The following is an 11,608-nucleotide window of genomic DNA, read 5'->3' as shown; positions in this document are numbered from 1 at the left end:
TCACGACTGTATGCATCGAACATGACCGGGTCTGCGTCTTATGGCGCCCCGGATCTTTTAATGAGGTGAATGGAATGGAATTATCAGAAATCAGGGCAGAGCTCGAAAATATGGCTTCTCGTTTAGCGGACTTCAGGGGGTCTCTTTGACCTCGAATCAAAGGAAGCCCGCATTGCAGAATTAGATGAAAAGATGGCGGAACCGGAATTCTGGAATGACCAGCAGAAGGCCCAAACCGTCATCAACGAAGCGAACGGTCTGAAAGACTACGTGAACTCCTACCATCAGCTGAGCGAGTCTCATGAAGAGCTCCAAATGACACATGATCTTTTAAAAGAAGAACCTGATACGGATCTTCAGCAGGAGCTTGAGAAAGAGCTGAAGTCATTAACGAAGGAATTGAATGAATTTGAGCTTCAGCTGCTGCTCAGTGAACCATATGACAAAAATAACGCGATTTTAGAACTTCACCCGGGTGCCGGCGGTACAGAATCCCAAGACTGGGGTTCCATGCTGCTCAGAATGTATACCCGCTGGGCGGAAAGACGCGGATTCAAAGTTGAAACGCTTGATTATCTGCCAGGTGATGAAGCCGGAATTAAGTCGGTCACACTGCTCATTAAAGGCCACAATGCATACGGCTATTTAAAAGCGGAAAAAGGCGTACACCGTCTCGTGCGGATTTCTCCATTTGATTCATCAGGCCGCCGCCACACGTCATTCGTGTCATGTGAAGTCATGCCTGAATTCAATGAAGAAATCGACATTGATATTCGTACCGAAGATATTAAAGTTGATACGTACCGGGCGAGCGGTGCCGGCGGACAGCACGTCAACACGACTGATTCAGCCGTTCGGATCACCCACCTGCCGACAAATGTAGTCGTCACGTGCCAGACGGAACGTTCACAAATCAAAAACCGCGACAGAGCGATGAAAATGCTCAAAGCGAAGCTGTATCAGCGCAGAATTGAAGAACAGCAGGCGGAGCTTGACGAAATCCGCGGCGAACAGAAAGAAATCGGCTGGGGCAGCCAAATCCGCTCTTACGTATTCCATCCGTACTCCATGGTGAAAGACCACCGGACCAATACGGAAATGGGGAACGTACAGGCGGTTATGGACGGAGATATTGATATCTTCATTGATGCCTACTTACGCTCTAAACTGTCTTAATCCGGGAACACACCTGCCTTTGGCATGGTGTGTTTTTTTATCCGTTCTCTTTTTCCATTTTTCACAATAGCGCTTTAGCAAATTAATACGGTATTTGGCTGTTATTTACTTCTAAGCCGGGAAGACTTAAAATGCTATCGAGAGAAAATCGGAGAACGGAGGATTTTGCATGGATGTGAATCACAATAAGCCGCTCCGGCTGATCAAAGATTACATATATATCATGATCGGCGCGGCGATTACAGGGGTCGTTTTTAACGTATTTTTGCTGCCGAACCGTATAGCGGCGGGCGGAGTAAGCGGAATCAGCACCATTTTGGAGACGTTTGGTTTTGAGCCGGCTTACGTGCAGTGGATCATTAACATCCCCTTGTTTATCGCCGGAGTGATCATTCTCGGCGGGAAATTCGGAATGAAGACACTTGTCGGTTCCATCGTTCTGCCGCTTGCCGTCTTTTTAACAAGAGACCTGCCTGCCGCGACGACCCATGAACTGCTGGCGGCGATTTTCGGAGGCGTCGGGATCGGCACGGGGATCGGCATCGTGTATCTCGGCAAAGGCTCCACGGGGGGAACGGCACTGGCGGCGCAGATCATCCACAAATACACGGGGCTTTCACTGGGAACGTGCCTTGCCATCATGGACGGATTAATTGTGCTGAGCGCGATGCTCGTTTTCGGAGTGGAACAGGGACTGTATGCGATGCTTGGGGTATTTATGTCAAGCAAAACGATTGATGTCGTGCAGGTCGGGTTCAACCGCTCCAAAATGGCTTTAATTATAACGCAGCATGAAGAAGCCGTCAGGTCGGCTGTGTTTACGGAAATTGACAGGGGTGTGACGAAGATTTCCGCAGTTGGCGGGTATACGGAACATGACCGGCCGATCTTAATGTGTGTCGTCGGCCAGACCGAATTCACAAAACTGAAACAAATCGTCAAACAAATTGATGAGTCAGCCTTTGTCATTGTCGCAGACGCAAGTGAGGTGCTCGGCGAGGGTTTCAAACGCGCATAAACAGGGTTATAATAGCGAAGGGGTGCATCTTACATATGAAATCAAAATGGGCGCTGCTGGCGCTGGTTCTGACCATGTCCGTCCTGCTGGCGGCATGCGGCGGAGCCAATGAATCGAAAAAAGAAAGCTCTGGCAGCTCAGGCGGATCGAAAGCATCTGCGTCAGCGGGCGAAGAGCTTTATCAGCAAAGCTGTATCGGCTGTCACGGTAAAGATTTAGAAGGCGGCGGAGGTCCGAATTTACAGGAAGTCGGCGGGAAGTATGATGAAGCTAAAATTGAAAGCATCATTAAAAACGGACGCGGCAATATGCCGAGCCATCTTGTAAATGATGAGGAAGCCGCGAAGATCGCAAAATGGCTGTCACAGAAAAAATAACAGAAAAACCTTGCCTGTTATAGGGGCAAGGTTTTTTCACGGCCTGGGAATGAAAAGAAACTGTAATAGTAATATGTCTAAATTTGACGTATAATGAAGTGTACTGAGGAAAAGGAACTTTCAGATTTTTCATCTGTTTCCTGGTAGATCGGCCATAAACCGCAGTATTTTTGCGAACTCTATGGCTGCAAGACATAAATAAAAGATTAGGTGATTTCATGATAGAGATGAAAGAAGTATATAAATCCTATCCGAACGGTGTAAAAGCGATTAACGGGCTGTCAGTCATGATTCATCCCGGAGAATTTGTATATGTCGTAGGACCGAGCGGAGCCGGTAAATCTACTTTTATTAAAATGATTTACAGAGAAGAAAAACCGACAAAAGGGCAAATATTGATTAATCATAAAGATCTCGCGGCTGTGAAAGAAAAAGAGATTCCTTTCGTGCGGCGTAAAATAGGTGTTGTTTTCCAGGATTTTAAACTTCTTCCGAAATTGACGGTATTTGAAAACGTGGCGTTTGCGCTTGAGGTTATCGGAGAGCAGCAGTCAGTCATTAAAAAACGCGTGCTCGAAGTGCTCGATCTTGTGCAGCTGAAGCATAAAGCGCGGCAGTTTCCCGACCAGCTTTCCGGAGGAGAACAGCAGCGTGTTTCCATCGCAAGATCCATCGTCAACAATCCTGACGTCGTTATAGCTGACGAACCGACGGGCAACCTTGATCCGGTAACATCATGGGAAGTCATGAAGACGCTGGAAGAGATTAACAACCGCGGAACGACCGTCGTGATGGCGACACACAATAAAGAAATAGTAAACACCATGAAGAAACGGGTCATCGCGATCGAAGACGGAATTATTGTGCGTGATGAGTCAAGAGGGGAGTATGGTTCTTATGATTAAAATTCTCGGGCGCCATTTGCGTGAGAGTTTTAAATCTCTCGGAAGAAACACATGGATGACATTTGCATCCATCAGCGCTGTTACCGTTACATTGATTTTGGTCGGCGTGTTTTTAGTCATTATGCTGAATTTAAACAACATGGCTAAAAATGCTGAAAAAGAAGTTGAAATTAAAGTATTAATCGATCTGACGTCAAATAAGAAAACGCAGGATACGCTGCAGAATGAGATTAAAGACATCTCGGGAATCCAAAGCGTAGAATTTTCATCTAAAGATAAAGAGCTTGATCAATTGGTCAAAAGCTTCGGCGACAGCGGAAAGGCCATGAAAATGCAAGATCAGGAAAACCCGCTGAACAACGCGTTTATTGTCAAAACGACAGATCCGCATGATACGCCGAAAGTCGCGAAAAAAATTGAGAAGCTGGATCATGTATATAAAGTGACATACGGGAAAGAAGAAGTCAGCCGTCTGTTTAAGGTCGTCGGAGTGTCACGCAACATCGGGATCGCGTTAATCATCGGCCTTCTGTTCACGGCAATGTTCTTAATTTCAAATACAATTAAAATCACGATTTTCGCCAGAAGAAAAGAGATTGAAATCATGAAGCTTGTCGGCGCGACAAACTGGTTTATCCGCTGGCCGTTTTTCCTTGAAGGGCTGCTGCTTGGGGTATTTGGTTCTGTCATACCGATCGCTCTCGTGCTGAGCACGTACCAGTCAATGGTCGCTTGGGTGGCTCCGAAAGTTCAGGGCTCATTTGTTTCACTCCTGCCGTACAGTCCGTTTGTGTTCCAAGTATCACTTGTGCTCATTCTGATCGGCGCGGTTATCGGAGTATGGGGAAGCCTGACTTCCATCCGGAAATTCCTTCGTGTATAAATGCAAAAGCCAGTCTTTGTCAGACTGGCTTTTTTTGATGGTTCCGTTATTGAATGACGGGCAGGGCCGGTGATCCCGGCTTTAATGTAAAGTCATAAGACGATTCGTCACGGTACATCGGATCGGCATATATGGAATTCGGATCATTTGCCGTTCCTTTTTTGTAAGCTGCGAATGAATCATATTCTTTGTTCTTCCAATTCCAAATGCCGTCTTTTCCCGTTTCTTTGTGATAGACGTTATGATTAACGGTATTGCCTTCGTTTTTCGTATAATCATTTGCGATAAAAATTCGTGAACCGCTTGCCGTCATGATGTTCTTTTCGATGGTGTTCCCTTTTGTATCGTACTGGAGCAGCAGCTGGCCGCCGTCAAGGTCCTTCGTGTCATTTCGGTACATAATATTGTGAGCGATCACGGAATTGATTGTGCCGCCTCGTTTTGTGTCATATCCCCCGATTGAAATACCCGTGTAAGCATTGTTGTACACTTTGTTATCCGTAATCCGTATATCTTGTGCGTACTTCCCTTTATGCTCGGAAGTGGCTTCAATGCCGAGGTCATTGTTGTAAACGGTGTTCTTCTTAATGTCCACATGTTCTGCGCCGTCAACGTATATACCGCCCGCAGAGTATTCATTGCCGTAGGCGGGGTTTCCGTAAGAAGAGTTATGGCTCACCGTATTGTTTTCAATGACGCCGTTTCGCGCATAGTCATTTTGCTTGGAAGTTCCTTCGTAGCCGATCACGTCAATCCCGATATTGTTGTTGTTCCGGATGGTATTGCCGGCGATCTTAAAACCGTCAACATTCCCGTTCAGCACGACCGCTTCGCTTGCGCCGAGCGTCAGTTTTTCAACCGTGTTATTTGTGATGCTGACATCCTTCATGGCGCCCGAGCCGTAAAACGCGATGCCGTGTGCATTTCCCTCATCAGCCGTTGTTTTAATGTTCCGGATATGGTTGCCGTCAATGGCGATATGACTGCTTGATCCGGTGACATAGATGCCCATGGCTGTCGCATCTTCTGATGAGACGGATAGGTTTTCAAGCGTAATGCCGTGAATGGTAATGTACTGTTTATTGCTGATTTGAATTAACGGTGTTTCAGAATCGCTTTTAGGTGCAGATTTGCCGCTGATGGTGACATGCTCATTCTGATAGTTCTGAAATGTAATCGGCTTTTTCGCCGTCCCGCTGTGCTTTACTTCAAATGTTTCGTCGTACGTTCCTTCCCGAATCAATACTGTTGTTCCGGCCTCCGCCTTTTCCGCCGCATGCTTCAATGTGCGGAACGGCTTTTCTTTCGTTCCGTCATTTTGATCGTTTCCCGCGGGAGAAACATACAGAGCGTCAGCCTGTGATTTTTCATTGGCCTCTGTTTTTTGCCAGACAAAGGCGGTAATGCCTGCGGCCAGCACCGCCGCGGATAAAATCGATAATTTTATTTTCATATCGCATTCTCCTGTATATTTAATGAATTGCATACAAATTATTATACGTTACCCATTTATATGAAACAATCTATCGGTTCCGTTTTTTTGTTGCCGTTACATGAATTCTTTTCAGTTTACACATACTATCTCCAGGTTTTCGTAAAAGGACTAAGAGGAGGTAAACGATGAAGCAGAAAATAATCGCAGCGATAGCGGCCGTCAGCATCTTGTGCGGCGGAGCCCATATTGCCGGGGCGGCACAGCCGAAATCATCAGAAGCAGAAAGAAGCCAGGCAATGGAAAAAATCGAAAAAGCATATGAGCTGATCTCGAACGAATATGTGGAAAATGTGGATAAAGAAAAGCTACTTGAAGGAGCGATTCAGGGGATGCTGTCTACATTAAACGATCCTTATTCCGTTTATATGGACAAGCAGACCGCCAAGCAGTTTTCCGATTCTCTGGATTCATCTTTTGAAGGGATCGGCGCTGAAGTCGGTATGGAAGAGAATAAAATCATTATCGTATCACCGTTTAAGCAATCTCCGGCTGAAAAGGCAGGCCTCAAGCCGAATGATGAAATCATCAGTATAAACGGCGACTCAATGAACGGGAAAGATTTAAATGAAGCCGTGCTGAAAATCAGAGGGAAAAAAGGATCGAAAGTTTCTATTAAAATACATCGTCCGGGCACTGAAAAACAGCTGTCATTCCGGATTAAAAGAGCGGAAATCCCGCTGGAAACCGTATTTGCTTCCCGTAAGGAATCAGGCGGGCATCATGTCGGCTACATCGCTATATCGACGTTTTCCGAGCATACTGCTCAGGACTTCGCCGCGGCGCTGAAAAAGCTTGAGAAACAAGGGATTGACGGACTCGTTCTTGACGTAAGAGGAAATCCCGGCGGCTACCTTCAAAGCGTCGAACAGATTTTAAAGCATTTCGTCACAAAAGACATGCCGTATATCCAAATCGCGGAACGCAACGGAGATAAAAAACAATATTTCTCAACTTTAAAACATAAGAAGCCGTATCCCGTTAATGTCATTACGGATAAAGGAAGCGCTTCTGCTTCAGAAATTCTTGCGGGCGCGCTGAAAGAAGCGGGGCATTATGACGTTGTCGGTGATACCTCCTTCGGTAAAGGAACGGTACAGCAGGCCGTGCCGATGGGAGACGGCAGCAACATTAAATTGACGCTTTACAAATGGCTGACGCCGAAAGGCAATTGGATTCACAAAAAAGGCATTACTCCGACAATCGCCGTAAGCCAGCCGGATTATTTTGCGGCGGGACCGCTTCAGCTGAAACAGCCGCTTCAGCCTGATATGAACAGCGCAGATGTCAAACACGCGCAAATCCTGCTGAAAGGTTTGGGTTTCGACCCGGGCAGGGCGGACGGCTATTTCAGCGGCACAATGAAAAAAGCCGTCATGGCGTTCCAAGATCGGTACAAACTTGATAAAACAGCTGTCATTGACAAACAAACAGCGGAAAAAATGAATCAGCTGATGAATGAGAAGAAATCTGACGAAAAAAATGATATACAGCTGCAAATGGCGTTAAAATCATTATTTGTTAAATAAATGAAAAGGAGGCTTTTTTAAGGCCTCCTGTTTCTTTTATCATGTCTCATAAATGAACCAAAAGACACATAATTATGACGATTTTGACAAGATATTAAAAAAATTTTCACATTTAAACATTTATAAAGGACAAACATTACCCGATATTTATAGGGAAGAGAGACTTTATGCCGAGTTAATATGTATTCAAAATGAAACTTTTGAAAGTTGCCTCAGTCAGTTTTAGTTCTTACAATAAAAGAAGGTTCTAATAGAGAACAGTTTTTTAGTTTGGCAGCTGCATTTCAGTATTGAAAGCAGAAGTGTTTGCGGCGCTTCAGCACGGCAGCTGTAATCACCCGTGCTTATCTGGATAAAAAAATGGGGGTTCACAATTGAAGAGGGCAAGTATTGTGCGTGAAAAAAAATATTATGAATTAGTGGAACAACTAAAAGACCGAACAAAAGACGTTACATTTTCATCAACAAAAGCACTAAGTCTTCTTATGCTGTTCAGCAGATACCTGGTCAATTACACAAATGTTGAATGTGTTCACGATATCAATGAGGAGTGTGCAAAGCATTATTTCACCTACTTAATGAAAAACCATAAGCGTTTAGGAATCAATCTGACGGATATTAAACGGTCCATGCTTTTGATCAGCGGTGTAATCGAGGTGGAAGTCGACCACTATCTGAAAGATTTCTCTCTATCAAATGTGACGTTGTGGATGACGGAAGAGAGATAGACGTTTGAGATATTCAAGCCAATGATTATTTGGTAGAATAGAATTAAAATGTTTGGCTTGAGGCGGTGAAAGCAATGTCTGTTCAATGGGGAATTGAACTTCTGAAAAGTATCGGTCTGTTTTTTTTGCACCCGATGTTTTGGTTTTTTATCATCATAAGTCTCGCATGCGGATATTTGCGGATTAAACGTGAACGCCATACGTTTCATACAAAAATCGCAGATATGTATGACGAGCTTATCTTTACATACATAAAAGGGCTTATACCGGGTATTCTTCTCTCCATATTATTTTTTGGACTGGGAATTTCGATTCCATTCGGTCTTCTCGGCATAATTGCGGCTGTGACGGCTTTGGCATCGCTGACGTTCCGTATGAACTGGCTGTCATCAGCTTATATTGTCAGCGCCGGCATGATGATTGCGTTTATCCTTCAGTATACCCACACAGTGCCGTTTGCGGATCGGTTTCCGCAGGCATTCGGCGTGAATTGGGCATCAGCGGCCGTGTTTATGGGCCTTTTGATCATCACGGAGGGAGCGGCTGCTTACCGTTCAGCGCACCTGAAAACATCTCCGGCGCTTGTCGTCAGCAGCAGAGGTCTGCCCATCGGCCGTCAATTGGCGAATCGCGCATGGCTGCTTCCGCTTTTCTTAATGGTGCCGGGCAGCGGGCTTGAGTCACACCTTTCTTGGTGGCCTGTCTTTACCGTGCCGGGCGGCTCTTTCCATCTGATCTGGATTCCTTATATCGCCGGCTTCGGACAGCGTGTGCAGGGATCCCTGCCGGAAGTCAGCATACGGATAACGGCGAAGCGTGTCATGATTCTCGGGATTATCGTCACCGCATTCGGGGCAGCGGCCCTTTGGTGGAGTCCGCTTGCCGGTGCTGCCGCTTGTATTGCGGTGCTCGGACGCCTGTTCTTATCATTGAGACAGCGGCTGAACGATAACGCGGCTCCGTTTTATTTCTCTAAGCGGGATCAGGGCTTAATGGTGCTCGGCATCATTCCGAATACGCCCGCGGAAGATCTTGAGCTGAAGATCGGTGAGATTATAACGAAAGTAAACGGCATTCCCGTAAAGCATGTATCGGATTTTTACGAAGCACTTCAAAAAAACCGCGCATTTGTAAAAATGGAGATCATCGGCCTGAATGGTGAGATCCGGTTTGATCAGCGCGCGTCCTATGAAGGCGAACATCATGAATTAGGTATTTTATTCGTTCAGGACGAACATGAGCAAGAAGAAATGACAGCATTATAAAAAGCCCGGTGCCGCTAACAACACGGCGGCCGGGCTTTTTTTTACGGCCGGATTACGGCGCCAGCGGCCGAACTCAGTTACATTCCCCTTCTCTCTTTTAAATAAAAAGATTCTCATAGAGCAAACGGCATTGCGATACTCTATGCGGCGGGGGAGTGAGGTGACACTTTTGAGAGAGAAAAATAAGAAGGAAAACTAGAAAAGGTTCCGGAAAGCGGGTGCTCACGGAACCTTTTTTTGTTTACGCCGAATGGCTTTTTTTCGTATCAACGGTTTCGCCGGACTTAATTCCAAGCGATACGAACAAGCCGATCACAGATACGCCGATCAATATTATAAACAGAATGTGAAATCCGGAGATTAAACCGATCAGTGCTGAAGAAATAATGCTTCCGAAATAACGGAAGGTGGAAAAAATCCCGGATGCGATACCGGACATGCCCGGTTCTACCGTCGCAAGAGAAGACACCTGCATGCTCGTCAGCCCCGCACCGGACGCGATGCCCCCCACAATAAGCGATGCCATAAGGAACGGGACGGAATGGGAATAAACCAAAAGCAGAAATAAAAGATTGGCTCCGGCCATCAGCCCGAACGACAGAAAAATCATTCTTCGCGCGCCCCATTTGTGATGCAGCTGAGCTCCGCCCCAGTTGCTGGCGGACATAAAAATGGAAAAGACTGAAAGAGCCATACCGCTGTGCGACGTATTCATGCTGAAGTGGCCGGTCATAAAGAGCGGCATAATCAATAACACGGCATACATCATTAAATTGCTTAACAGAACGGACAGATTGGCGCTTGTAAAGGTTGTGTTTTTAAACAGGTCAAAATCAATAATCGGATGTTTCGTGCGCAGCTCCCGCCTGAAAAATAACGGAACAAATAAAAGAATGAGCAGCGCGTACACCCAATAGCCCAAAGAGCTTTCATTTTTCGTCAGAAGAATAATAGAAACAATGCTCCCGGCAAGCAGAACGGATCCGATGATATCAAGCGGCGCGTCAGAGGTTTCTTCTTTATATTTAGGAAACATGATAAATGCCGTCCCAAGTGCGATCGCCAGAAACGGAATGTTGACCCAAAAGATAGAATGCCAGCTGAAACTCTCGATTAAAAGAGAGCCGATAAACGGTCCGAGAGCCGCGCCCAGCCCGGCACCGAGGCCGAAAAAACCAAATACTTTCGGAAGCCGTTTTTCGGACACGACATGGCGGATGATGGCGATGCTGTTTGGCGTAAGCAAAGCGCCGCCGGCAGCCTGAAGCGCCCGGAAGAAAATCAATAAGAAAAGACTTGGCGAGAGGGCGCACCCCAATGAAGCGATCAGAAAAAGGCCGACACCCCATAAATACATTTTTTTATTTCCGTACATATCACCGAGCTTGCCGGCAATGGGCTGTGTCACGGCCATCACAATTAAATAAACCGTCACGACCCATGTGATGCTGGCAATTGATTCGCTGAATGAGCGGGAAATGGATGAAAGAGCGACTGCGATCATCGTAGAATTGATGGGAACGAGTATGGCTCCCAGCAAAAGCGAAACGATCAGCGCCCATTCTTTCTTTGAACTCATCCTTCATCCTCCTAGGAGCCGGACATTACCGGCTGATAATTCCTTTAATAAAAATCTCAGTGCTGTGTTTCAGCATCGTTTCTTCAGAAAGAGTAATGACTCTTTTCCCCAGCTGCAGCCGGTGCATAAAATAACCGAAAATCATCGTCATAAAGACGTCTGCATTAGCTTCTTCGCTGCCGGGGCTTATCCTATTTTTCTTTGTCAGTTCCTTAAAGTAAACGATTAAATCCTTTTTTATGGATTGCGGATATACGACAATATCCTGCAGGACGTCTTCGAATAATTCCGGTTCGCGCAGGCAGATGCGGAACACCTCTTTTTTTTGTTCCAATCGCTGCAAAAGGGTCGTGGCGAAATGAAGAAGATCCTCATACAGATTGCCTTCCGCCTTGGTGATCACGCTTTCCGGTACCGGTGCCTGCTGCTCAATCATGGCTTTCATTAGTCCTTGTTTGTTTTTAAAATTACGAAAAATCGTTGCTTCGCTTACATTCGCTCTTTCTGCGATTTCTTTTGTTGTCGCGGCGCGGTATCCTTTTTGAATGATAAGATTCATCGCAGCGTCAAGAATTCTCTTGTTCGTCGTTCTCAACATGTTTCACCTCGCGTAAATACTGGCAGGACAAGTATACACCCGCCCTGCCCGTCAATAA

Annotated in this window: 11 protein-coding genes; 8 read left to right on the top strand and 3 right to left on the bottom strand. The window is 46.0% G+C overall.

The window, feature by feature from the left end:
* The first annotated feature begins 74 nt into the window (after nt 1-74).
* The 5 genes from prfB (at nt 75) to ftsX (ending at nt 4,359) form a co-directional block, all read left to right on the top strand.
* Nucleotides 75-1,176 (top strand): peptide chain release factor 2 gene (gene prfB / locus AD710_RS05425; protein ID WP_099744546.1). Its coding sequence is split into 2 segments (ribosomal slippage): nt 75-146 and nt 148-1,176, totalling 1,101 coding nucleotides; the frame shifts between segments, so codons are not numbered across the junction.
* A 169-nt stretch (nt 1,177-1,345) separates the two neighbouring features.
* On the top strand, nt 1,346-2,194 hold the full coding sequence (locus AD710_RS05420; protein WP_047475774.1) for a YitT family protein: 849 nt from the start codon (nt 1,346-1,348) through the stop codon (nt 2,192-2,194).
* 35 nt (nt 2,195-2,229) lie between these two features.
* Nucleotides 2,230-2,571 carry a cytochrome c551 gene (gene cccB / locus AD710_RS05415; protein ID WP_049627492.1) on the top strand — a complete coding sequence of 114 codons (342 nt, stop codon included), beginning with the start codon at nt 2,230-2,232 and terminating at the stop codon, nt 2,569-2,571.
* A gap of 218 nt (nt 2,572-2,789) precedes the next feature.
* Nucleotides 2,790-3,476 (top strand): cell division ATP-binding protein FtsE, encoded by a 687-nt coding sequence (gene ftsE, locus AD710_RS05410; protein ID WP_003151418.1) that lies wholly within the window; start codon nt 2,790-2,792, stop codon nt 3,474-3,476.
* A complete protein-coding gene (ftsX, locus tag AD710_RS05405) occupies nt 3,469-4,359 on the top strand; it encodes a permease-like cell division protein FtsX (RefSeq protein ID WP_016937789.1) in 891 nt (296 codons plus the stop codon). Before ftsE ends, ftsX begins: the two co-directional genes overlap by 8 nt.
* A 46-nt stretch (nt 4,360-4,405) precedes the next feature.
* On the opposite strand, the gene AD710_RS05400 is transcribed toward ftsX, so the two are convergent.
* Nucleotides 4,406-5,812, bottom strand: a complete 1,407-nt coding sequence (locus tag AD710_RS05400; RefSeq protein ID WP_049627491.1) for a right-handed parallel beta-helix repeat-containing protein — start codon at nt 5,810-5,812, stop codon at nt 4,406-4,408.
* Nucleotides 5,813-5,979: 167 nt separating this feature from the next.
* Here AD710_RS05400 and ctpB point away from each other — a divergent pair, with 167 nt between their 5' ends.
* The 3 genes from ctpB to AD710_RS05385 all read left to right on the top strand — a co-directional run bounded on the left by ctpB (nt 5,980) and on the right by AD710_RS05385 (nt 9,373).
* Nucleotides 5,980-7,380: a carboxy-terminal processing protease CtpB gene (gene ctpB, locus AD710_RS05395; protein WP_049627490.1), complete on the top strand. Its 1,401-nt coding sequence runs from the start codon at nt 5,980-5,982 to the stop codon at nt 7,378-7,380.
* 374 nt (nt 7,381-7,754) lie between these two features.
* Nucleotides 7,755-8,108, top strand: a complete 354-nt coding sequence (swrA, locus tag AD710_RS05390) for a swarming motility protein SwrAA (RefSeq protein WP_012118562.1) — start codon at nt 7,755-7,757, stop codon at nt 8,106-8,108.
* A 74-nt stretch (nt 8,109-8,182) separates the two neighbouring features.
* The gene (locus tag AD710_RS05385; protein WP_049627489.1) at nt 8,183-9,373 is read left to right on the top strand and encodes a cell division topological determinant MinJ; all 1,191 of its coding nucleotides are present in this window, start codon (nt 8,183-8,185) and stop codon (nt 9,371-9,373) included.
* Between the two features lie 241 nt (nt 9,374-9,614).
* On the opposite strand, the gene AD710_RS05380 is transcribed toward AD710_RS05385, so the two are convergent.
* Together AD710_RS05380 and AD710_RS05375 are read right to left on the bottom strand one after the other, a co-directional pair.
* Nucleotides 9,615-10,952, bottom strand: coding sequence for an MFS transporter (locus AD710_RS05380; protein WP_016937793.1), 1,338 nt, complete (start codon nt 10,950-10,952; stop codon nt 9,615-9,617).
* 25 nt (nt 10,953-10,977) lie between these two features.
* Nucleotides 10,978-11,547 carry a TetR/AcrR family transcriptional regulator gene (locus AD710_RS05375; RefSeq protein WP_049627488.1) on the bottom strand — a complete coding sequence of 190 codons (570 nt, stop codon included), beginning with the start codon at nt 11,545-11,547 and terminating at the stop codon, nt 10,978-10,980.
* Between the last annotated feature and the right edge of the window lie 61 nt (nt 11,548-11,608).

This window comes from Bacillus sp. JFL15, from assembly GCF_001184225.1.
Taxonomy (GTDB): Bacteria; Bacillota; Bacilli; order Bacillales; family Bacillaceae; genus Bacillus; species Bacillus siamensis.
Note: the sequence above shows the minus strand (reverse complement) of the source record. Positions and strands in the feature narration are given on the sequence as shown.